We start from the raw sequence: 24,553 nt of genomic DNA, 5'->3' as shown, positions 1-24,553 counted from the left end.
GGCGACATCAAATTCCTAAAGTATGGAAATTGGTGCCGTCTTTTTTTACATATATCATCATCCCTATTAGGATGATTTCGCAATTTGTTACTTGCGTAAAAATTGAAATTAGGTAAAATATAGTTAAAATAAAGTATTTTGTGCATGGATATATTTGTTTTTGTGATATTTTTTCGGTTTTTAACAAATGAGTCGTTTGCCTGAATAAACAAGTTACGGAGTGATTGGAGGAGAAAGCGTGAGAAAAGAGACAATGATAGCATTAGTAAAGGAAGAAATGATAGAGGTCTTGAAAAATCTGGATTCAAAAAATCTGTTCCATGTCTCAGAGGTTCTTGAAAGTCAAATAAATATCTTAAAAGCAGTAAGCAAAGGTGTCTTTTTTGAAAGCGCTGCAAAAAAAGAAGAGAAAAATGAAACGTTCCCTCTTAAGAAGATTGAACAAACAAAAAAGTCTGAAACAGAACAATCTGTCATCAAAAAGACCAAAGAGCGATTCCAAGAAAAAATACTAGATGATGGAAATATTATTCATGGTATATTTCATAGAATGCTCCGCGGAGGAACGGTTCACACAAAAAAAGAATTATATGTACCGGAATCCATCTGCCGGCAAATGGACTTCCATAATGATGACTTAGTAGAAGCAACATATTTGAAAACTGTCAAAAATAAACCTTATTATACCTATCGATTGCTTAAAAAAAACCCGAATCAATCAATCGAAAAAAGAGAAGAGATTACTGGTATTGCCATCAAAAAACATCTCGATCTTAAAAGACTTTATATCGAATTATCGAGACCTCAAGAAGATTTTCCAACAACTATTTTATTAAAAGATAATGACATTGATCAGTTTAACTTGAAAGAAGGAGACATCATTGATTATGTGTGTCATCCTGATGATGTGATGTTAGGGTGTGTCTTGTGGAAACATAAAGTAGATCCTTTTCCTATTATCGAAGAACAAAGCCACAAAGCAGCGAGTAAACGAATATCTCCGAAGAAAGCAAGGAGAGCTTTCTTGCCAATCTTTGAAGGACTAAACATTTTGACCGTTGGTGGAAATCCGTCTTTAACGGATTATCTCAAAGAAGAAATTGAAAAACGGTCAGGCAATTTTATAAGATTAAGAGGACACGAAAAACGACAAACAATGGTCGCTAAAATTAAGTCAGCAGATATTGTTGTTGTTTATACAGAGGCTATTAGCCATGAAGCAATGTACCTAACAAAAGATATATGCAAAAAGTATGAAATTGTTCATACTTTTACGAAGAATTGTGGAAAAAAACAATTTGTGAAAAGAATTTCTTCTTTAAAAAAGAAACTGCCTCAGAACAATTCATAGGTTATGGTCGCAATATCCAGACATGCGTCATTTTTTTTGGGAAACAGTTTGATCAATTGATACGCATCATCAATAAATAATATTTTCGCGGATCATCTCAATGTTCTTCACGAGTAATTTGCGATCAACACTTTGCAAGGCGCCGGCTTCCCGCAAACGCTGCATCATGCGATTGACACTACTGGCCGAAGTGATGCCGCAAAAACGGGCGATTTCTTCATTGGTGACTTCAAAGTCGATCAAGACTCCATCCGCCGTTTTGACGCCAAAGGTTTCGTATAGTTCATTGATTTGTGTACAAACAGCCCCATATTTACCATTCATCAGCATTTGCTGCATTTTCTTCATCGTATCCATCAAATTTTTACGGTAATACTCTTTGACATAATCTTGCAGCTGCCGATCATGGTTGACATCGGTCCAAAACTGATCGCGAACGATTTTGTATAATGCAGCTTCCTCCGACTCTACACGGACATTGAAGGGGGCTTCGACTTCTTGCGAGTACTCATCCTTGAAAAGAGAAACGATCTCGAAGTCATTGAGATAGCGCAAGTTGAATTCTCTACCTTCATGGGTCACCACACTCGTCTTGATAATGCCTTTTTTTAAGATATAGACATAACGGTCAGGAATACCTTCATAAGTCAAATAGCTTTTTTTCTTGCGCATGACAACAGGTATTGATTTTTTCTCAAGATACCTACTAAGTATTTGTTTATCCACCCAAACTGCTCCTCATCTATCATTGACTTTTTTCTGAAAAAAATCTGAAAGTTCTAATATTCTTGCTTTATTAAAAGACATTTCAGAGCAAAAAGCAATAACAAATGTTAATGTTTCTTGTTATTGTGCTTTTACAGCAACAAATGTGATTTTCAGAAAATTTCATATTCAGTATAGTTAAGTCATTCAAATGGGTAATGGGAGGGATCAAATCTTTACTGGATACGGGTCAAAAACGAAGGAGGAGAAAGCAGCACATGCAAGAAAGTCAAAACGAAAAATTATTTAACAAGGGATTTGTGACGATTACCATCATTAATTTTATTGTATTTCTTGTGTATTATTGTTTTGTCGTGATCACGGCAAAATTCGCCACGCAGGAATTAGGGGCAACGACTGCACAAGCGGGATTGGCAGCCGGCATTTATATTATTGGGACATTGATTGCCCGTTTGTATATTGGGAAAATTTTGGAATTGGTAGGACGCAAAGCGATTTTGCGCTGGGGAATTATTTTTTATGTCATCACGACAGCTGCGTATTTGATCTCATCAAATATCTTTATTTTAGAAGGGGTTCGCTTTTTGAATGGATTTGCTTATGGTACAGTGTCTACTGCCGCCAACGCAATCGTTACAGCATATATCCCTGCGTCTAAACATGGAGAAGGGATCAACTATTATGGCTTGAGCACGAGTTTGGCAGCCGCTGTCGGTCCATTTATCGGAATGCTCTTATTGCCAACGTTAGGCTTTCAATTTATCATCTGGCTGGCAACGATCTTATCGATTGGCACAGCGATTGCTTGTTTCGCCTTTCCAGTTGAGAATATTACATTGACGCCGGAGCATGCCGCTGAGTTAAAGAAATGGTCATTAAAATCTTTCGTGGAAACCAAAGTTCTCTTTATTTCGGCGATCGGCTTTTTGATCGGCTTTGCTTACTCAAGTGTCCTGAGCTTCTTATCGATCTATGCCAGTGATCTAGGGCTAGAAACTGCTGGGGCATTCTTCTTTGTGGTCTATGCATTGTCTGTCACATTTACACGGCCAGCAACTGGGAAATTGTTTGACCGTCATGGGGCAGATGCTGTGATGTATCCAAGTTTCATCTTTTTGACACTCGGTTTGTTTTTGTTGAGTATCACAGGCAATAGCGCCATGTTATTGATCGCCGGTTGTTTCGTCGGATTAGGCTACGGTACATTTATGTCCAACGGACAAGCAGTGTGTTTGAAAGAAGTGGATCCTCATCGGATTGGGGTGGCCTTATCAACCTACTTCATTGGTTTGGATCTAGGCTTAGGGGTCGGTCCATATGTATTAGGTAGTCTGCACGGATTATTGAACTATGCACAAATTTATATCGTGTGCGGCTTGATTCCAGTCGTCGTCATCGTCTTGTACAAATTGTTTTATAAAACAAAAAATGTTGTTGAAAATGCAAGTGTCTTAGAACAGCAAGTCAAAGAATCAAAATAAAATTGAGTGGAAAAGGGAGTTGCCAACCATGGATAGCAATCAGTTGATTATTGAAGCCTTGAACAAATTAGTGATAAATGTCAATGAACTAAATGAAGAAATGCATGCGATGAAACAAGTCACCACGAGTATGACGATCGAGCAAGTTGAGATCGATCATCAATTACGCGACATCAAATCAGTCTTGATCAACGACAATTTGATTGGATGATGTGATAAACTGAGACAAAATAAACCTTTCTCGCAGAAGATCTGATTGTGTTCGTCAATCAATTCTTTTGCGAGGAAGGTTTTTTTGTAAATGCGAACGATCAATGAAAATATTCAGAAAAATAAGTGGGAAAAATTGTCGCCAGCTTCCGTTGTGTGCTATAGTGTGTCTGGGTAGAAATACCTAATAAAAATCAGAGTAGGAAATAAAGCGTTAAGTGCTGAAAGGATGGGATGTTGCCTTTCGGACGAAGGACGGTTGTCCGCGGTTTTATTTTCGCATTCGCTGCATGTACTTGTAGCAACTCTAAAAGGAGATGCTCGTTATGAAAAGAAAAGTCGATGCACACATGATCGCGATCATGGGGCTTTTGATTGCCTTGATGGTAGTCTTGTCGCAAATTTTGGGCTTTGAAACAGCCTATATCAAACTCACTTTTTCCTTCGTGCCCCAAATGATCATGGGGATGTTATTCGGTCCATTTTGGACAGCCATAGGTTCCTCATTGGCGGATATCGCAGGAATGGTGTTATTTCCAAAATCAGCATACTTTTTCGGATTTACGATCAACGCCTTTGTCGGTGGGTTGATTTACGGGTTCTTTTTCTACCGTAAAGCAGTGACCCTCAAAAGAGCCGCGTTGGTGGTCTTGCTGAACACAGTGTTGATCACACTGATCTTGACACCCATTTGGCTATCGATGATGCTGAATATTCCACTAACAAGCTGGGCGATCTGGTCTGTGCGTTTACTCAAAGCCGTGATCATGTTCCCAATCCAAACAGCGATGATCTATCTCGTCGGTCGGGCTGTACCCTATAAACGATTGACCCGACGATTTATCTAACTGCCACAACGAATGAACCAACATCCACAAAAGCCGCCGATAATAATTCGGCGGCTTTTGATATACAGTGATTACTGTTCATTCCATGATCGAGCGGGCCATGTCAGTCAATTGATCGGCTAATTTGTCTTGTCCAATAAATCGCCAAATTACCAGCACTTGTTCAATCATCTCATTTCCGTCTGTGATATTGCCTTCAAATAGGGCTAATATACCTTCGAAATAACGAATCAGAATCCTAATCCGGTCATTATCTGGTGGTAAATCGACCGAAAGATAAGAAAGGATCATCGCTAATGCAGCCTGATTTTTGCGGTCAATAAACAAATAGGCTGCATTTGTCAGTAGCTTCGTATAAATTTGATACTGGTTATTCAATGTATTGTGAAAAAAGCGTTTCTTGCTTAATTGATCGATTTGATTCAAGATATACTCATCTGAAAAGAGGAACATCAAGTTGGTGAATGTCGTCAATTCAAACTTTCCCCAAGTGTCGATTCGGTTCAAATAGTCTTTGATTGTTGTTTCGACGGCCTGACTTTCTGGTGTGTTGTGACGTGGTGTCTCATCTTTGATGATCAAAAGATATTGACTGTATAATATGTAGAACATAAAATCATTGGTTGCTTCATAAGCTCTTTTAGCTTCTTCAATCAATGAATTTAGTACTGATGTATCTTGCTGGTAATAAGCTTGCAGCATTTTTCGAGATAATGTGATTTTCTCAGATAGAGCTTGATGATGTAATTGATACTCAAACTCTTCCAAGGTGACATTCATACGCGTCAAATAGGCATACAATGTGTCAAAAGCGATACGATGACCTTTTTGTTCGAATGTAGCTAATGTGCTGCGCTCTGAAATATCATGAGCTAATTTTCTTTGAGAAAGATTTCGCTCTGTGCGTAGCTGTTTGAGTAATTGATTTGCTTCCAATTGTGTCCCTCCTATAATGATATGTGGATGTGGACGAAAAAATAGTCCGTTTCATGTTCAATGCTATTTTCAATGTAAAATAGACGTAAGTCAATCTTTTCTGAGCATACTGCACCGTCGTTGATGTGCTTTGGTTGGGAAGTCAAAGCTTTGGGCGAATGATTGTGTTGGTTATAAAGTATAGTGAGGGAAGCAGATTGGCTTGAAATGACGAGGTCTAGCTAAAGACAGTAGGCTGGTTTCACATAATAATTTACTTCTTCAATCATTGCAACGTGTGAACAGGAATGATTGAACCAAAACAAGGTTAGGGAGACCATTAAGACAGTAGTCATGGTCCTCCTAGCCTTACTTTTGTATCCTAAAAAATAGGAATGGCTACTTTCGATTTTTTTTTAAATATTTATCCCAAAGAATCTCAAATAACGGAGAGATATCTTCGATTTTGGTTTTTTGAAACTGAATAATTTTAGCATCATTGATTTGCTGAGGGGACTTTCTTGAGTCAGAAAGATAAAAATCAAACACATTTTCACTATCATTTGCTATTCCATACTCAATGAAGTCGACATGCTCCAAGAAAAAACTTAGTTGCTGAATCACAGTGAAGTCTAAGGTAGGCAATAAGCCGATGCGCAACTTTTTCATACGAACATTTTGATAATATGGAAAAAGGAAAAAGGCTAAATAACTTGGTAAATGAGCTTTTCCGTTGTTTAACCACTCATAACCAACGCGACGACTATATTTATTAATGATTTTGCGGATATCTTTTTCAAGCCGTTCATAGTGTTTTTGATGACTAAGGTGGTAAAATTCATTCTGCAACCAAAGATTTATATAATGACCATTTATAGCATAAGTCAAATAGAAAATAAGAAAGATGATTCTTTTGATTTCATAGATTTTTTTTGCCTTCAAATCTTTTTCAAAGAAATTATGCAAAATGGAGTCAGTTAGTTCATTGATTAATTGTCTGAATAGTGGTTGACACTCTTTAATATTTTCAGAAAAATGATCAATGATATTGTCTTGGATTGAGGAACGATCTGTGTAATGAAACAAGAAAAAAATAAGGCCTTTCAAGTAATTTTTATGATAGAGAAATTGTTGATCATCATGTATAAATCTATAGAGGTAATCATCTAATTCGCTATCTAAAGGCTCATAAATATCATCGAAGCCCTTCACTTCTTCAATTTTATACCCTTGTGTGTATCTTAATCTAGATGTGATAAACATAATAAATACCACGTGCTGATGGGTTATAGACAGATGCTTTTGTCCTAGTGAAATCAAAATTCCTGCTTCTTTGCGAAAATCACGAAACAACATCTCCAATCTGCTTGGATCAATCAAGAGTAAAATATGGACAAGAAACAGCCGAATGTCAATTTCGTTTCCACTAAGTTTGATTTTGGATACATTCAGATGAATATTACGTTCATTTAAATATTCTTTTAATTTTTTTAATCCTCTGTTTACCGTTGAGCGGCTGATATACTGTTGCGCGGCAAATTCTTCTAAAGTTACTTGGGGTTGCGTTAATGATGTTAAGATCAATTGGAACGCCAATGTATGTTCTATTAGGTATTTGAGATACCTCTTTTCGCAGACTTCATCAGTAAAAGGAATAAGTTTAAACCCTTTTTCACAAAGTGTAATACCAAAAACCAAAGAAAGTTCATGTTGCATTTCCTCCAGTAAAGTAATGACTCCTTGATAAGACAATGTCAAGCTCTCTACGAGCGTATTGATGTTGGTCTGTCGACCAATACGTTGATTGAGTATTTTCAAAATAGCAATTTTTTTCTTATCATAATTGGTTAATAACAACTCTTCTATCATAAAAATCCCCCTCGCATAAATGTTATCATAAAACAAAAATATTAATCGATCAAAAAAATAATACATAACGTTTTTTATTTGAATAAAATAATGCTAAAAATTGAAGTTTATTTTTACTTTTCGTTATCTTATCTAGTGGATTATTAAACTAATGATAAATTTTTATTGATAACGAAGATGTCAGATGTAAACATCTAGGCTCTTATTTTGTTTTAATCTAGTTATTTAAAATCAAATAAAATATGGAGTTTCCTCCCCGAAAATGCCGTTTGCTAAAATTGTCCTCCGTTCTTCCCGTTGCTACAATGCTGAAGTAATGCCTATTTCAAAAAAGTAGGTTTATTGAAAGCTGAGGGGAGATTAATGGATAAAGGTAAAAATTATCGTATGGTAAGTATTGGCATTCTTCTTTTACAGTTTCTCATGAGTCTATTTGTTCTTCACCCAGTGTATGCATCTTCTGCATCAGTCAATGTGCTTGATCAGGATGCTGTGAGAATTGATGCACAATCAAAACTGGTAGAAGGCGATGCGACCCAGTGGGAGATAACCTATGACATACCGGAGGGCGCTTTTTGGTTTCAGGCAACTGCTGATCAATCAATCACCTTTATTGAAAATACAGGGTTAGAGAAGAAAGGTGAATGGTTTTCTTCAGAAGAAACGAAAAGCAATCAAAAAGGTACACTTGTGATGAAAACGAGTAATACCGTAAATCAAATCGATATTCAAGTGAAAGTAATCAAAACAGATCCTGCTCAGAGTGAGCAAACAGTAACGCTTTATGAATCTAGTGAACCTATTTCGATTCGTGCGCAGATAGAATCAGAAGAGCAAATAGAAACCGTTACTAGTCATGATATACAGTCTGACCAAAAGGAGAGGTCTGAACAAACTGATCCAGAAATGAACGATGAAACCATGGAGAGTCAGTTATCAAAATACGGGGACGATCGTTCTTCGGATGAACCCCCTAATCAAAATGTTGAAGAAACAATAAAAAATGATGCTGAGTATTCTGAAAATACGACTATCAAAGCACGGGCTTTAGAAATTATACCAGCATCTTTGACCGATAGTGCAGATCCTTTTAAGTATGATACAACAGCGGAAGGTACGTTTCCAAACCAGCATACGAATAGCTATCTAAATAATAACAGCTCATCATATATCCAAAATTATAATTTTGAAAAGAACATAACAGAACAGGATTCAACTACAACAAATGCTTATGGGGGCAATCAAACTTTTGAAAATGGTTATCATGAATACGAAGACGCGTATATCAAAAAAATCGTCTTGCCCACTGAAGACCCAAATCAGTTTAACATCCAGCTGGATGTTATTGGTAAAGCGTTAAAAACAAGTCAACCAGTAGATATTGCATTGGTTATCGATAAATCTGCCTCAATGAGAGAAACACTAGAAAACAATAAATCACGCTGGCAAATCATGAAAGAAGCAGTCAACGATTTTGCAGATAATTTGCTGACCACTGAAAACAACGACTTAGTCAGAATAGGTATTACCTCTTTCGGGTCAGCGAACAATGGCTCTCAAAATATACCGTATGCAGAAATTCAAAAATTTAGTGGTGGCAGTGCTTTTACGAGTAATAAGTCATCCTTAACTAATAGTTCAATCATTTCAGCCGGCAACGCACCTGAAAATTCAGGCACACCAACTTTTTTAGGAATTGATGCTGGATATGCAATGCTAACAAGTACGAAATATCAAGCACGTAGTAATGCTGTCAAAGTATTGATTGTATTGACAGATGGGGATCCCACTTTTGCACCCAATGATGGATACAATCAATTAGCCAACAATATTTTATCTTTGACTAATACGAGCACATCAATGGTTGATACATACAATGCAAGAATAAACAATACGAATTATTTTTCAGGGAACGGAACCACATCAGCTATCGCCTCAAGTGCAACAGCGACAATTTCTCATATGAACAAAAGATTTGCAGAAAATAATACCAAAAATGTCATCACTTATTCCATAGGTTATACTACAGGATCAAATGATGTCTTAAAGAAAATTGGGAAAGATGGTGCCTATCAGGCAAATAATAAAAATGAATTACTCACTGTTCTGGGAAGAATTTCTTCCAGTTTTAGTGCTTCTGTTCAAAATGCAACCATCAATGATCCTATGAGTGACTATGTCAAGCTGATTCCCAACTCTGCCAAAATAACCGCTATGTATATGACTGATACAAATTTGGTGACGATCGATGCATCGAGCACGAATTTTCCTGACTATGCAAAACAAGTATCCTTAGATCAAGCAACAGCAAAACTGACAGTCTCAAATCTTTATTTATCCGAAAAAGACAATCTAAATCAAGGAATCCGTCTGACCTATACCGTCGAATTAAAAGAAGCCTATCGAGATGGCTTGTTTTACCAAACAAATCAGAATACTTATTTATTGAATCGCCAGTCAACAACAAGTACAAGCGAATACTTGCATTTTGCTATCCCATCGATCCGTACAGAAGTGACAACACGATCATTTAAAGTCAGGAAGATTTGGCAAGATCAAGATAATCAATATAGATTGCGTAAAGACATCGTAATACAGTTGCAAGAAAAGGCCGGCAATGAGTGGAAAGATGTCAACGGCAAAAAAGTTCTACTTTCAGCAACAGCTTCTAATGCAGAACTAATAACTACATTTTCAAATTTACCTAAGTATAAGAATGGGCAATTGATCACCTATCGTTTAGTAGAAAAAATTGGTGATCAAAATAGAGTGGACGGGTACGAAATGCCAAGTTATTCAATCTCGGAAACGATCGATACAACGACACAATTAGAAGTGACCAATACCTTATTAACCAAATCGATATCTTTGACTAAAGTTACTGAGGAAGATCGACCTTTAAGCGGTGCTTCTTTCGATCTGTATGTAGAAAGTAGGCCAAATGACCCAATTCAATCACAAATATCGGATGGGAATGGAAAGCTGACTTTTAAAGATCTACCCATTGGGAACTATATCATCAAAGAGAAATCAGCACCTAACGGATATCAGAAAATGGCTGATCTGTATGTTGAAATCATAGATAAAGACGGTTCATTAAGTATCATAGGATTGCCAGAAAATGCTAAGTTGGTCAATCAGCGGTATCCTTTCGAAATCAATCTCAAAAAAATGAATGCTGACCTTTCAACGCCACTGCAAGGGGCCATTTTCGCATTATCTGGGGATGGAATCGACACGATTCAAGCAACATCTGATGACAATGGACAGCTGACTTTTTCGACACAAGTTCCAACTGGTGTTTATCAAATCAAAGAAATTACTGCACCGCAAGGTTATCAACAGTTGGAAGGGTTTTGGCAAGTGCATATCTTAGATGAAACTGAAAGCTATGTCCTCTCACCAGAGGGCAAAAAAATCAAATTATCAAGTACTTTTGATGAGGAAAAATCAGCGTTTATTTTAAAAGAAATAACAGTTGTAAACGACCTTAATGACTTCCATCTCAAAGTAACCAAAGTCGATCAAACCGGCCAACCACTGGCAGGTGCGACTTTTAGATTGACGAATCATGATGACATCGATTTAACGATGGATAGTAGCAGTGAGTCCACTTTCCATTTCAAAGGTTTGCGATCAGGAACTTACGAATTAACTGAAACAAAAACACCAAGTGGTTTTCAAGGATTGAAAGTGCCTATCATGATTACGATTGCTGAAGACGGAAAGGTGATGGTCAATGACCAAATAACTTCTGTGGAGTTAAGCAGTACAGAGAATTTGATTTTACTCAGTGTATCAAATCACGCCATACCAACACTTCCCCAAACAGGTGGTAAAGGTGTCACACCGTTTATTGTTTGTGGAACACTATTGATAGTGGGAACGATTGCTCCATGGATCTACCTGAAACGGAGGTGGAGGGCATGAATACATGGCGAAAAATATTGGTTGGGTGCTTGTTTTTTCTATTGACTGTGTTTGGTTGTAGTCAGTTTGCCAATGCAGTCGAAACAAAAACCGATGAAATAGTCACGATCACTTTGAGAGATATCCTGATGGAATACGAGGAAAGTGACGATCAGCAACACACGATGGGTGAAGAATTATTGAAGCAATTTCAAGGAATAAATGACGAAACATTTGAACTCTTTAATGTAACAGCTGAATGGATGGAGTTTCTTAAAGAACAGTCACCAAATGACATTGCCAGTGATCATATCAAACAGCTATTTGCGGCAAATATATCTAAAGACATCGATAGTCTAACAGCCGAAGCAATAGGAACAACGCATACAGTTAATGGGGTGTCTGGACAACTTGATTTTGAGGTAAGGAGTAAAACCGAAGGACATGATAGTGCATTTTTGATTCAACCAATAAATAAAAACAAAAACCCGATTTTGATCGTTTTGCCCATCATCAATGAGGATGGCAGTGCATTGACCCACATTTTTGTCTATATGAAAAGTCTGAGATCAATGGATGTCCCACCTGCTTTGACAAAAACGATCGTTGATCCAAAGAACAGTTATCAATATGGAGATAAGGTCAACTTTGAGACCCAATTGATCATTCCTTCGACGATTATGGAAGCAAAAAGTTTCCTACTCACTGATATCCCTGATGCAGGGGTATCGATACTTCTCGATACGATTGCAGTAGATTCTACTACAGGAATTCCTTCTGATTCCTATACGATTCGACAAAATGGACGTGGTTTTTCGATTCAATTTTCACCAAGTGCGCTGAAGAAATATATAGGTCAAACTGTCACTATTACGTATCGAATGCAAGTTGAAGATAGTCAAGTTCAAACAACATATTTTGAAAACCTAGCATCATTGTATCTAGACGATCATCTCATTTTGGAAGCGAAAACTGGCGTATATATCGGCGGTAAACACTTCATGAAAATTGATGCAATCAGCAAGCAGCCGCTTCAAGGTGCCGCATTTTTGGTCAAGAATCATGTGGGTGCCTACTTGATTAAGAAAGAGGGTGGCTATCAATGGGTGAATGGCGTTTCTGAAGACAATCGTAAGTATTTAGTGAAATTGGTTTCTGATGACAATGGGTTATTCTCTGTCAATGGATTGCAATATGGCAAGTATTTGCTTGAAGAAGAAACTGCACCTAAAGGATATATCAAAAGCAATCAAGAAATAACTTTTGACATTACAAAAGGAACATATGAGGCTGCTGATCAACTATTACATGTGGTCAATAAAAAGGCAGCACAGCCTCAGGCAGCAAGTCCGTCCGGAAACTTACCGCAGACCAATGAGCGGGATGATAAAAGAATAATGTTTTTAGGGGTTTTTGTGGTGCTGCTGATTGGCAGTATCCAAATTAGTCGAAAAGAAAAGGAGTAAAGAAGATGAAAAAATTGTTGGTAAACTTATTATTATTCATTCCAATCTTATTATGGGGGCAACTTAGTCTAGTCCATGCAGCAGAACAACCAGAAACGCAAAAAATCACATTACACAAATTGGTTTTTGATACGATACCCAAGGAACAACAAAATACGGGGGATATCATGTCCTGGGAAAAGTCGCAACCATTAAAGAATGCTGGATTTACAGCATATGATGTCACAATAGATTATTGGAAAGTATATAACGAAACATCAGGAAGCCAACCAGTTAAACAACGCGCTGCCGAAACTACTGTGAAAGGTCTTCAATCGACTAGTCTGAAAGCTTATGTGTTCGATTTAACAGATGGCAGCGGATTGACTACTATGAATCTTCCAGTTGTATCTAATGATCAAAATGCAGTATATCTTTTTAAAGAAACAACCACACCAAACGGGGCAATTGCAGAGAAATCCGTTGATTTTGTGGTAGGATTGCCAGTGATTAACAGCGATGGAGCAAACAAAGAGAATGTCCATCTTTACCCTAAAAACCAGTATGAAACAAGCACGATCCAATTGACAAAGTATGGTGTGTCTATTGATGAAAAAGGGGAAATACAGGCACCCGAAGTTTTACATGGCGCAGCATTCATTCTAAAAGAACGCGATGGAAATTACTTTTCATCCGAAACCAATACTTTTGATGCAAAAAAAGAGGATGCCACAGCTTTTATATCAGATGTAAATGGTCTTGTTCAAGTAGAGGATTTAATTTTGAAAGATAATGCAGTGTACGAATTTATTGAAATAGACTCAGAAGTTGCAACGGAAGCGAACCAAGGAATAGCGCAAGAAATATATCATTTTAAAACGAACCCAGCAGTTGTTGTGCATACAGTTCGTGATAAAGAAACCTCATCATTGAAAATTACGTATGATTACTATGACGAAAATCAAAAACTAATTTTGGGAAGTGATGTAGCAGAAGCCTATAACTATAAAGTCCCCGAGCCAGTAAAAACAGTGGATGATGCTGATGTAGATATCGATCAAGTATTCACTTATACAATCAAACAACAGATTCCTAAGGACATCGCACGTTATTCAATTTTTCAATTAGTTGATACGCCAGATTCTTCGCTAGTTTTGGTTTCAACAGCAACTGAAATTGCCGACAGTTTAACTATAAATGATGAGATTGTCTCTTCAAATCTAGTCGATATAAAAACCGAGGGTGTACTGACCTTTACTTTCACCCCCACTGAATTGATTGCTTATCAAGGACAAACAATCAGCCTGACTGTCAAAATGAAGTTGAAGCCAGGAACTGATATGGGTAAAGAAATTGGCAATAAAATCGAATTGAACAATGATTTTCATTTAAAGACAGATGAAGTATCTGTCAAAACTTACGGAAAAACATTCAAAAAAGTTAACGCTGATACCCAAAATCCATTGGCTGGAGCGGAGTTCAATGTCAAAAAAAATGACCAATATTTGGTGTTAAAAGATGGTAAAGTTTCTTGGTCTAATGATCAAAACCAAGCACACACTTTCATATCTGGAGAGGATGGCGCAATCACTCTTTCCGGAATAGCACAAAAAGATGAAAACGATCAAGTAATCATGTATCAGTTGGTGGAAAAGAAAGCACCAGATGGATATGTCCTGCCAAAATCTGCCTGGGATTTCCAAGCAGATAATGGTGTTGAATCAATGCTGCTCACAAATAAGCTTGAAGGCAGCTTGCCACTGACAGGCGGTATGGGTATTACAGTATTTGTGATAACAGGCATTTTGATCATAGGAACAGCAGTTCTATATTTTTCAAAACGAAAACACGCATAATGTTTACATGTTAGCTTATTATAAAAAAAATGAACAGACGACACACAAGTAATAGAAATGGTGTCGTCTGTTATTCTTTAAGGATCTCGACGAAAGAGAGGTGAAAGATATGAAAAAAAAATGGCTCGATATGGTTATGGCGCTAGTCTTGTTGATAGGCGTCGCCATTGTTTCTTATCCTTTCATACATCGTCAAATCAGCGATTATCTTGATCAACAGCTGATTGCCCATTATCAAGCAGAAGAAAGTAAAAAAAATGAAAAAGATGTTGAAGAAATGATAGCATTGCAAACAGCAGCAAATAAACAAATCGCTGCAGATAAAGTTGCGCCTGGTGTCACAGCGTATAATGAAGCACTCTCCAGAGAAACAAAGGATGCAGAAAAGAATTATTACGAAAAACATATCATTGCCGTTCTAAAGGTTCCAGCGATTAGCCTAGATTTGCCGATTTTCGATCAAACAAATGAACTCTTTTTAAGAAAAGGCGTTTCACTTTTAGAAGGCAGCAGTTATCCGATTGGTGGCACTTCGACGCATGCAGTCCTTTCCTCTCATCGTGGCTTGCCTGAGGCGACCTTGTTTGATCGATTACCTGATTTGAGCGAAGGCGACATGTTTTACATCGAAATCAATCAAGAAACACATGCCTATGAAGTGGATCAAATAAAAGTGATTTTGCCCACAGAAACAGATGACCTTCTCGTGGTAGATGGAGAAGAATATGTCACATTGCTGACTTGCACCCCATACATGGTCAACACGCACCGCTTGCTCGTTCGGGGACGAAGAGTGCCCTTCACAGCAGAAAATCAAACAGAAATAAAAAAACAAAAACAAAAAAGGAGTAATCATTGGTGGATCTGGTTCAGTGTGTTCTGTACATGTTTGTTTATGCTTTTTTTACTTACAATATATAAAAAGCATACAAATAATCGCGCATTTAAACGAGCAGAAATAAAAAGCAAAGATTGACCAGTCATAGATACATTGAAGTCGACTAGGCATCTTAATTGATAAAAAAACAACCTGTTGTTAAACTATAACTATCATAAAGAACAGGAGGATGGAAGAATGAAAAGAGGATTTAGAAATTATTTAGGCGCAGATGAGCGTGAGGCAGGTTATAATTTGTCTTGGGGATCTATTTTTGCAGGTGTTGTGACGTTTATTGCATTATTTATGACATTGTCACTGATTGGTTCGGCAATCGGCTTTGGTATGGTGGAACCGACATCAAATGATCCGTTATATGGGGTAGGAACCGGATTGATCATTTGGACGATCGTGACATTTGTCTTGGCATTATTTGGTGCCGGATTCGTGTCAGGTGTTTCTGCACGACGTATTGGATTGGTGCACGGTTTCTTGACATGGGCAACCAGTATGATCGTCATGGTGGTCATGTTGTCTTACTTAACTGTAGGTGCGTTTTCATTGGTTGGCTCATTATTGGGCAATATCGGCTCAGCAGTAGGTAGTACAGTAGAAACCGTCGCTGGTGGAACGGCAGATGTCGCTTCTAAAGCCTTTGATGAGATCACTGGAAATATGGAAGACATCAATACAGATGAATTGCAAGCCAATGTCAATGATGTATTAGAAGATACCGATGTAGCGGAGTTGCAGCCTGATTACTTGCAAAACCAATTGTCAGATGCAACAGATGACATCACGGAAGCCGGCAAAGAAATTGCCACAAATCCTGAGAATGCAGATCAAATCATTGATGATCTATCTACCAAATTACAAGATCGTGCGACAACGATTGGAGATGCAGTTGATGAAGATGCCATTTCAAATGCAGTCGCGCAAAATACTGATTTAAGCCAACAAGAAGCAGATGAAGCGACACAAAATATCATCGATGGTTTACAAACAGCATCAGATGAAGCGCAACAACAAATCGAAACAGCCCAACAAAATCTTGAACAAGCCAAACAAGAGATTGATCAAGCAATCGAAGATGCTAGACAAGCAGCAGATGAAGCAAGTGATACAACCGCACAAGCATCTATCTGGGGCTTTGTAGCAATGGTTCTAGGGTTAGCCTTGACCTCATTCGGTGGAATGATTGGTGCCAACTTGGTAAAAATAGCTGATCATGAGAATCGAATCTAACCACTTGTTTCGTTCGTCTTATTAGCGGAAGATCTTGATAGGAACATCAATGTAACAGACCGTTTGGTCTTGCGTTACATTGATGTTTTTTATTCACTTGAGAGAAAAGCCTTATTGACTGGTAAGAACTCTCATGCTACACTGGCTCTGAGGATTGTTACCGCTTTATGTGGGCTATACCTATTTTTTGTGTGAACAAATCTAAAAAAGAATAGGATTGTAAGTATGAATGTAACAAAAGTGATCAATAACAACATTGTGATCTCTGAGAACGATGACCAGCAAGAATTGGTTGTCATGGGCAAAGGCTTAGGTTTTAAGCAAAAACCGGGTGATTTGGTCGATGAAGCCAAAATCGAAAAAGTATATCTCAGTACACAAGAATGGAATGTCACAAAACTAACGCAGTTACTTTCGTCAATACCGATCGAGCAAATACAGGTTGCGAATGAAATCATTAGCTTCGCCAAAGTTTCTTTAGGGAAAAAATTGAGCGAAAATTTGTTTCTCACGCTGACCGACCATATCAATTATGCGATCGAGCGCTATCAAAATGGAATGGAGATCAAGAATGCGCTTCTGTGGGAAATCAAACGATTTTATAACCATGAATTTTTGATTGGAAAAGAAGCGTTATCGATCATAAAAAACCGCTTATCCGTTGATTTACCGGAAGATGAAGCCGGATTCATCGCCTTGCATATCGTGAATGCAGAGCTTGATATGGGACAAGTGAGTCAAGTGTCAGAGATGGCAAAAATCATTCAACATATTTTAAATATCGTCAAATATCATTTTTCGATGGAACTTGATGAGTATTCATTGAATTATGAACGCTTTGTCACACATCTTAAGTTTTTCGTCCAACGATTATTCAGCGGAACAAAATTAGATGATGCAGGGACTGGCAGTTTCATTTTCATGCTAAAAGATCGCTACATGAAAGAATATGCATGCGCGTTAAAGATCAGCGAGTATATCCAAAAAGAATTTGGACGTCCGTTAGAAGAAGATGAATTGATTTATTTAACCATTCATATCAAACGAATAACTAGCGAATAGGATTGTTACTGGCTTGCCAGGCTATACCTAAATAAACTCTTATAAGAGTTTATTTAGGTATTTTTTTATGTTTTTCACACAGGAAACATACAACGAATTGGAGGAAAAAGAATGAATTACAAAGATTTAGCCCAAACGATCATCAATCAAGTGGGTGGAGAAGACAATATCCAAGGGTTGACCCATTGTGCAACGAGATTACGGTTCAATTTAAAGGATGATCAAAAACCTTCTGAAGAAATTTTAAAAAGTACACCTGGTATCATGGGGGTTGTCAACAAAGGCGGCCAGTATCAAATCATCATTGGGAGCGATGTTGGAAACGTCTATAAAGAAATCACCAATCAAACCCAACTAACAAATGAGCAGCCAAACGAAGAAGATGATCGAGGCAGAGTTGCCAAAATCATTGACACGATCACTGGCATCTTTACACCGATTCTACCAGCTATTACAGCTGCAGGAATGTTAAAAGCGGTCTTATCATTGCTTGTGGTTTTCAATGTATTAACCGCAGAAAGTCAAAGTTATCAAATTTTGAACTTCATGGCAGATGCTGCATTTTATTTCTTGCCTATCCTTTTAGCGGCTTCTTCTGCGCAGAAATTTAAAACGAACATGTATCTTGCGATGATGCTCGGGGGAATCTTATTACACCCTAATTTCATCGGAATGGTCACTGCTGTAAAAGAAAGTGGAGAAGGGATCTTCTTATTTGGCTTGCCGATTTCACCAGTAACCTATTCTTCTTCCGTTATTCCGATCATTTTGAGCGTGTGGTTCATGTCTTATGTGGAACCAATCGCAGATCGAATTTTTCCAAAAGCTATCAAGTTTTTTAGCAAACCATTGATAACGATTTTTGTAGTCGGTACAGTGGCACTTGTGGCGTTAGGACCTTTAGGCTATATCATTAGCGAAACAATTTCTAGCGGGATCCAAGCGTTGGAAAACGTAAGTCCATGGATCGTTCCTTTATTGATTGGCGCCTTTACACCTTTATTTGTTGCAACCGGGACCCATTATGGCTTGGTACCGATCGGCATCAACAATCGTATGACCACAGGATATGATACGGTGATTTATCCGGGCATGCTGGCTTCTAACGTGAGTCAAGGTGCAGCTGCGATTGGTGTAGGGATCAAATCTAAAGATTCAACAATCAAACAACTGGCCTTTTCAGCAGGTCTAACAGGACTATTTGGGATTACTGAGCCTGCGCTTTATGGTGTCAATCTTCGCTTCAAAACGCCTTTGTATGCAGCAATGATCGGTGGCGGTTTTGGTGGATTGTTTATGGGGATCATGCGTGTAAAAAACTTTTCAGGTGGATCTCCCGGCTTGCTTACTTTACCAAGTTATATCGGGGATGACACACTTTCACATTTGATCAATGCGGGGATTGGCGCTGCCATCAGTATAGTGATTACCCTCGTAGTTACCCTGGTGCTATATAAAGATCCATCAGAAAAAACGGAAGAAAAGAATACAGTGCCAACTGAAAAACCAACACACAACTTTAGTAGTGCTGAAATCAAAGCACCTATGACTGGTGCGTTAAAAAGTTTAAAAGAAGTAAATGATGGCATGTTTTCCGAAGAGATTTTGGGACAGGGCGTTGCCATCGAACCAACAGAAGACACTGTCGTGGCACCATTTGATGGCGTTGTGACTGCAATTTTTGATACAAAGCATGCAATTGGATTGACGAGTAAAGATGGGATAGAATTGTTGATCCATGTAGGCATCGACACTGTGAAGTTAAATGGTCAAGGATATCAGTATCAAGTGGTGAAAGGACAAGAAGTTCAAGTAGGCGAAACATTGATCAATTTTGATCGCGCGTTTATTCAAGCCCAGGGATATCAAGTGATTACACCAATCGTGATCACCAATAGCGCAGAAGTCGGAGATGTTTTAGCTGCCAACGAGGGACCAATTGTCAGAGGACAGCAAATCATTAAGGTCATCGGCTGATAGTCGAGTAGGAGGGTGAATCATGGGATTTCCAGATAATTTTTTATGGGGCGGCGCGACAGCTGCCAATCAATGTGAAGGCGGCTATGATAAAGGCGGCCGAGGATTAGCCAATGTAGATGTCATTCCAACCGGACCTGATCGCCGCGCGGTGATTACTGGTAAAAGAAATATGCTCAGCTTTGAAACAGAATATTTTTATCCGGCAAAAGAAGCAATAGATATGTACACGCATTTTAAGGAAGATATTGCACTTTTTGCCGAAATGGGCTTCAAGACCTACCGGCTTTCAATTGCATGGACGAGAATTTTTCCCAAAGGTGATGAAGATACACCGAATGAAGAAGGACTGCAATTTTACCAAGATTTGTTTCAAGAGTGTCAAAAATATGCTATTGAACCACTTGTGACCATCACTCATTTTGATTGTCCAATCCATTTGATTGAAGAATATGGTGGGTGGCGCAACCGAAAAATGATCGATTTTTATGAAAAATTATGTCGGGTCATTTTTGAACGTTATCAAGGATTAGTCAAGTATTGGCTAACTTTTAATGAAATCAATATGATTTTACATGCACCTTTTTTAGGTGCTGGGTTAACTTTTGAACCAAGTGAAAATGAAGAGCAAATCAAATATCAAGCTGCGCATCACGAGTTGGTGGCTAGTGCGCTAGCCACTAAAATTGCACATGAAATCGATCCTGATAACCAAGTAGGGTGCATGCTCGCGGCTGCTAGTTATTATCCATATAGCTGCAATCCTAAAGACGTTTGGGAGAGCAAGCAAAGTGATTGCGGCAATTACTTTTTCATTGATGTCCAATCAAGAGGCGCATACCCTACGTATGCTTTGAAAATGCTTGCCAAAAAAGGCATTACGATTGAACAGTCGAAAGAAGATAAAGCGTTGCTTAAGGCGCATACAGTCGATTTCATTTCATTTTCCTACTATGCATCGAGAGTGGCTGCTTCCGAAGATTCTGATGTTCAAAAAACTGAAGGCAATCTTTTCCCAACCATCAAAAATCCATATCTAGAAGCATCTGAATGGGGCTGGCAAATTGATCCTCTTGGTCTCAGAATCACAATGAACGATTTATATGACCGATACCAAAAACCCTTGTTTATCGTTGAGAATGGATTAGGGGCTGTGGATCGCCCTGACGAAAATGGTTTTGTGGAAGATGATTATCGGATTGCTTATCTAAGTGCCCACATCAAAGCGATGAAAGATGCCATCGATGAAGATGGTGTTCCATTACTAGGATACACTTCATGGGGCTGTATCGATTTGGTGTCGGCAGGAACCGGTGAAATGAAAAAACGTTATGGCTATATTTATGTCGATCGTGACAACGAAGGCCATGGTACATTTAAACGTTCAAAAAAGAAATCTTTTTATTGGTATAAACAAGTTATCGCAACCAATGGGGAAGACCTCGCACAAAAAGAATAATCGTTCGATGAAGAGAACAACAAGACTCCCACTACGAATAGGTAGCGGGAGTCTTGTTGTTAAAGGGCTGGATCATGGTTGTCTTGTTCATCAGCCATATGCTGCTTGATTGGCAGCAACAAGACCACGGAGGTGCCTTCGTTTAAACGAGAGTGGACGGTTAAGCCGAATTTCGGGCCATACAATAGTTTGATTCGTTGGTCGATATTGTCTAGTCCGATGCCGGAATAATGGTCAAATGTTTGATTTTTTTGTTGCGTATCAGCTTCATTAAAGCCAATACCATTATCGATCACCTCGATCTGCAATCCTTCTTTGGTTAGACGAGAAAAGATTTGGATATAGCCCATCACTTCATCCGGAAAGGCATGGAGATAGGCATTTTCGATGATGGGTTGCAAGATCATCTTCGGTACCAGACTTTGCTCCGCGCCTTCATCTGTAAAGACCGTAGACTTGATTCGATCGCCGTAACGCACATTCATCAGTACAAAATAGTCTGTCACAATCGCCAATTCATCTTTCAATGGCACGATTTCTTCTCGTTTAAACGTATGCCGCAGCAACTGAACAAAGCTGTCGATCGCTTGGGTTGCCTTTTCTTGTTCATTTTGCCAAATCAAAAATTTGATCGCTGTCAGGGTATTATAGACAAAATGCGGTTGAATCTGCATTTGCAGCGAACGAATTTCAAATTTGCGTTTATCCGCTTCGGTCACCATTAAGTGATCGACATAAGAAGCGAGGTCTTCCAACATCAGATTATAGGCGCGACCGAGGGCACGGGTCTCATAAGTACCAGATAAGGTCACTTTTTCGCTAAAATCACCTTGCGTAACTGCTGGGATCTTATCGATCAACTGATAAATCGGTTTGGTGATTTTGCGGATGATCCAAAAAGCAAATAAGCTAAAAAGTAAAATACTGATAAAAGAAATCATGACGGCTGGTTGGATCAGTTTCATATTCCGAACCAAATGGGTTTCATCCAACACATCATAAAATGTAAATTGATAAGAATATAGCGGCAATTGATTGACGCTGGTTGCCGTTTTTTTAGCCACCAAAGCAGGATCAAAGCTTTCGCCTAAATATTGTTTTTCAGAACTGGAGAGCACTTGGTTGTCACTGTTGACGATATAGACGGCATGAAGCTGGATATTGAGTAACTGACTGTAAATCGACGCGAAATCTACCTCTTTTAAGAAAATCATGGCATAGCCAAAAATGGTGTTGTTTTTGATCAACTTCCGTACATACATGAGCCCAGGATAATCGGCAGTCGAGGTACTCAGACCCGCTTCTAAAAAATAGTATTGGCTGATCGCAGGATCAGTATTGATCTGTTCCACGAAGCTGCTAGACAAAAAATCTTCGACTGATTGATTTCGTACCGCATCATTTTGAAAGAACGTTCGGCCATTGACCCCAATCAGCACTAAATTGGAGGGAATATCTTGAAACAGGGAGCGGGTGTCTTGTAGTTGATCATTTAATTCCAAAATGGTACGTCCTTGATTTAATTCCCCTTTTAAATAGCTTTCTACGGCTTTGCTTTCGTCCACGACATCAAAGATTCGATTGATATTGTCATTCAATCGTTCATAATCTTCCTGGATCTTTTCTAAAAGAAGTTCGTTGGAACTTTGGTAAGAAGCGACATAGGCATCTTTGGAACGACCGTAAATCACAGCGACGGTTAATAGACAGACACTGATCACGCCAACGACAACAAAAAGAAAGATCCGGGCAAACAACTCATTTTCTTTGATCCAATTGCGCCATTTCATAGTTGATTCATCCTACGGTATTTGGAAGGCGTCATTTGAAATTCTTTTTTAAAGATACGAGAAAAATAGCTGATATCAGAATAACCGATTGCCTGACTGATTTCTGATAGGTTCAAATCAGATTTGACTAGCAGTTCTTTGGCTTTTTCTAGACGAATGTTTTTCAAATAATCTGAAAAGCTCATGGTTAATTTCGAAGACAAGAACGCAGACAAATATGTGTAACTGAAATGAAACGTGTCCGCCAATTCCGACAAAGACAAACTTTTCATATAATTGTCATGGATGAATCTTTGGATCGATACCAATAGATCGTCTTCATCTAATGGCGACAATGGGGTCAGTTGTTCCCGGATCGCTTCGATGGTCTTTAGCAATAAATCAGAGAAATCTTCTAAGTACCTAACTGTGGCAACTTCCCGCAAGAATTGATGCTTGATCTGACTAAAAGCCGCTTCATTTGGAAATTCTTCTTCCAAGCGAGAAAGCAATGTGTAAAAAATACTGCCGGCTTGTTGTTTTAAGACACCGGGTTCAACATTTGAAATGATCATCTCATTAAAAAATTCTTCGATGCGGGCGATACCCAACAAGAAATTGTTATCTAGTAATGCCCGCAAGAATTTCTTTGTATCAAATCGTTCACTTGTCAGGTATGGGAATAATTCATGCTCAGATACCAAGCGCTGGCGCTTATAAAAAAAATATTGACCGCGGCTTTTTTCTTTCAATTGTAGGTAGGATGTCCGCAATTGATCAATTTTGTGAAAAGCATTGCTTAAAGTAAAGAATGCGTCTGGTTCGGTATAGGTCAACTGCAGCAAACATTGTTTTAAAGATGCGCCAATGTCAAGATGCTGTGGTCCACATATCAATAACCCAGCATCGTTGTTGCTCGTGCGAAAGGGCAATGTCCGTAATTTTGGCTCAGATTGCGCGAATTCATTCAGGGCATGAAACAGTTGCTGATTTGATTGGAAATGGCGCAAGTTTGTATAAAGCAGCTGATAATCTGCCGGTGTAAGGGTTGGGTTCAAATAAGCATCTATCGGTTGAAGTGATTCTTCATAGCCGGCCAAATAACGGTTCAACGCCTCTTGTAATTGTGTTTCTTCGGAAATCGATCCTTGACTATGACTGATTTTTTTGGCAATTTTGCCGAGTGTCTGCAATAAGGATGCCGGTGTCAAGGTTGGCTTCAATAAGTAATCAAGGGCACCATTCTTAAATGCTTGACTCACATAGTGAAAATCATCATAGCTGCTCAAAACCAGAAAATGGACCTCCGGGTATTGCTGTTGGATCACTGTGGTCAACTGAATGCCGTCCATTTGCGGCATTTTCAAGTCGGTGATCACAATGTCAGGTTGCAACGTTTGAATCTGATTTAAAGCTTCTTCCCCGTTTGCCGCATCCCCCAGCAAACGGAAGCCTTCTTGTTCCCAGCGAATCATATGTTTCAATCCATCACGGATCGTCGCCTCATCATCGACGATTAATACTGTATGTAAATTAGCCATCAAAAATACCCCC

17 protein-coding genes and 1 riboswitch are annotated in these 24,553 nt (G+C 38.6%); of the genes, 12 read left to right on the top strand and 5 right to left on the bottom strand.

The window, feature by feature from the left end; translation table 11 throughout:
* Positions 1 to 238 precede the first annotated feature (238 nt).
* Positions 239 to 1,351, top strand: a complete 1,113-nt coding sequence (locus ACYVRS_RS06720; protein ID WP_461203010.1) for a DUF2325 domain-containing protein — start codon at positions 239 to 241, stop codon at positions 1,349 to 1,351.
* 69 nt (positions 1,352 to 1,420) lie between these two features.
* Here the strand turns inward: ACYVRS_RS06720 and ACYVRS_RS06715 are convergent, their stop codons facing one another.
* Positions 1,421 to 2,077, bottom strand: coding sequence for a Crp/Fnr family transcriptional regulator (locus ACYVRS_RS06715; RefSeq protein WP_054116133.1), 657 nt, complete (start codon positions 2,075 to 2,077; stop codon positions 1,421 to 1,423).
* 257 nt (positions 2,078 to 2,334) lie between these two features.
* On the opposite strand from ACYVRS_RS06715, the gene ACYVRS_RS06710 reads away from it, so the two are divergent.
* The 3 genes from ACYVRS_RS06710 to ACYVRS_RS06700 all read left to right on the top strand — a co-directional run bounded on the left by ACYVRS_RS06710 (position 2,335) and on the right by ACYVRS_RS06700 (position 4,616).
* The gene (locus tag ACYVRS_RS06710; protein WP_312540485.1) at positions 2,335 to 3,558 is read left to right on the top strand and encodes an MFS transporter; all 1,224 of its coding nucleotides are present in this window, start codon (positions 2,335 to 2,337) and stop codon (positions 3,556 to 3,558) included.
* A 28-nt stretch (positions 3,559 to 3,586) separates the two neighbouring features.
* Positions 3,587 to 3,769 (top strand): hypothetical protein, encoded by a 183-nt coding sequence (locus ACYVRS_RS06705; RefSeq protein WP_312540486.1) that lies wholly within the window; start codon positions 3,587 to 3,589, stop codon positions 3,767 to 3,769.
* A gap of 192 nt (positions 3,770 to 3,961) precedes the next feature.
* Positions 3,962 to 4,059: riboswitch (THF riboswitch) on the top strand.
* Positions 4,060 to 4,085: 26 nt separating this feature from the next.
* A complete protein-coding gene (locus ACYVRS_RS06700; protein ID WP_461197784.1) occupies positions 4,086 to 4,616 on the top strand; it encodes a folate family ECF transporter S component in 531 nt (176 codons plus the stop codon).
* A gap of 78 nt (positions 4,617 to 4,694) precedes the next feature.
* On the opposite strand, the gene ACYVRS_RS06695 is transcribed toward ACYVRS_RS06700, so the two are convergent.
* Positions 4,695 to 5,552: an Rgg/GadR/MutR family transcriptional regulator gene (locus ACYVRS_RS06695; RefSeq protein WP_461203009.1), complete on the bottom strand. Its 858-nt coding sequence runs from the start codon at positions 5,550 to 5,552 to the stop codon at positions 4,695 to 4,697.
* 378 nt (positions 5,553 to 5,930) lie between these two features.
* Positions 5,931 to 7,400 carry a helix-turn-helix domain-containing protein gene (locus ACYVRS_RS06690; RefSeq protein ID WP_461203008.1) on the bottom strand — a complete coding sequence of 490 codons (1,470 nt, stop codon included), beginning with the start codon at positions 7,398 to 7,400 and terminating at the stop codon, positions 5,931 to 5,933.
* 363 nt (positions 7,401 to 7,763) lie between these two features.
* On the opposite strand from ACYVRS_RS06690, the gene ACYVRS_RS06685 reads away from it, so the two are divergent.
* The 8 genes from ACYVRS_RS06685 (at position 7,764) to ACYVRS_RS06650 (ending at position 21,230) form a co-directional block, all read left to right on the top strand.
* Positions 7,764 to 11,330, top strand: coding sequence for a SpaA isopeptide-forming pilin-related protein (locus ACYVRS_RS06685; protein WP_461203007.1), 3,567 nt, complete (start codon positions 7,764 to 7,766; stop codon positions 11,328 to 11,330).
* Positions 11,327 to 12,775 carry an isopeptide-forming domain-containing fimbrial protein gene (locus ACYVRS_RS06680; RefSeq protein WP_461203006.1) on the top strand — a complete coding sequence of 483 codons (1,449 nt, stop codon included), beginning with the start codon at positions 11,327 to 11,329 and terminating at the stop codon, positions 12,773 to 12,775. The genes ACYVRS_RS06685 and ACYVRS_RS06680 overlap by 4 nt, the downstream gene beginning before the upstream one ends.
* Positions 12,776 to 12,780: 5 nt before the next feature.
* Positions 12,781 to 14,610: a SpaH/EbpB family LPXTG-anchored major pilin gene (locus ACYVRS_RS06675; protein ID WP_461203005.1), complete on the top strand. Its 1,830-nt coding sequence runs from the start codon at positions 12,781 to 12,783 to the stop codon at positions 14,608 to 14,610.
* 109 nt (positions 14,611 to 14,719) lie between these two features.
* On the top strand, positions 14,720 to 15,586 hold the full coding sequence (locus ACYVRS_RS06670) for a class C sortase (RefSeq protein ID WP_461203004.1): 867 nt from the start codon (positions 14,720 to 14,722) through the stop codon (positions 15,584 to 15,586).
* A 99-nt stretch (positions 15,587 to 15,685) separates the two neighbouring features.
* A complete protein-coding gene (locus tag ACYVRS_RS06665) occupies positions 15,686 to 16,732 on the top strand; it encodes a hypothetical protein (RefSeq protein WP_461203003.1) in 1,047 nt (348 codons plus the stop codon).
* Between the two features lie 225 nt (positions 16,733 to 16,957).
* Positions 16,958 to 17,794, top strand: a complete 837-nt coding sequence (gene licT, locus ACYVRS_RS06660; RefSeq protein ID WP_461203002.1) for a BglG family transcription antiterminator LicT — start codon at positions 16,958 to 16,960, stop codon at positions 17,792 to 17,794.
* Positions 17,795 to 17,905: 111 nt separating this feature from the next.
* Positions 17,906 to 19,771, top strand: a complete 1,866-nt coding sequence (locus ACYVRS_RS06655; RefSeq protein WP_461203001.1) for a beta-glucoside-specific PTS transporter subunit IIABC — start codon at positions 17,906 to 17,908, stop codon at positions 19,769 to 19,771.
* 22 nt (positions 19,772 to 19,793) lie between these two features.
* Entirely contained in the window at positions 19,794 to 21,230 is a 1,437-nt protein-coding gene (locus ACYVRS_RS06650) for a 6-phospho-beta-glucosidase (RefSeq protein WP_461203000.1), read from the top strand.
* 59 nt (positions 21,231 to 21,289) lie between these two features.
* Here the strand turns inward: ACYVRS_RS06650 and ACYVRS_RS06645 are convergent, their stop codons facing one another.
* Together ACYVRS_RS06645 and ACYVRS_RS06640 are read right to left on the bottom strand one after the other, a co-directional pair.
* Complete coding sequence (locus ACYVRS_RS06645; protein ID WP_461202999.1) at positions 21,290 to 23,020, bottom strand: sensor histidine kinase; 1,731 nt, start codon at positions 23,018 to 23,020, stop codon at positions 21,290 to 21,292.
* A complete protein-coding gene (locus tag ACYVRS_RS06640) occupies positions 23,017 to 24,540 on the bottom strand; it encodes a response regulator (RefSeq protein ID WP_461202998.1) in 1,524 nt (507 codons plus the stop codon). Before ACYVRS_RS06640 ends, ACYVRS_RS06645 begins: the two co-directional genes overlap by 4 nt.
* Positions 24,541 to 24,553 lie beyond the last annotated feature (13 nt).

Source organism: Enterococcus salsurae (assembly GCF_054784955.1).
This window is presented reverse-complemented; position numbering and strand designations above follow the sequence as displayed.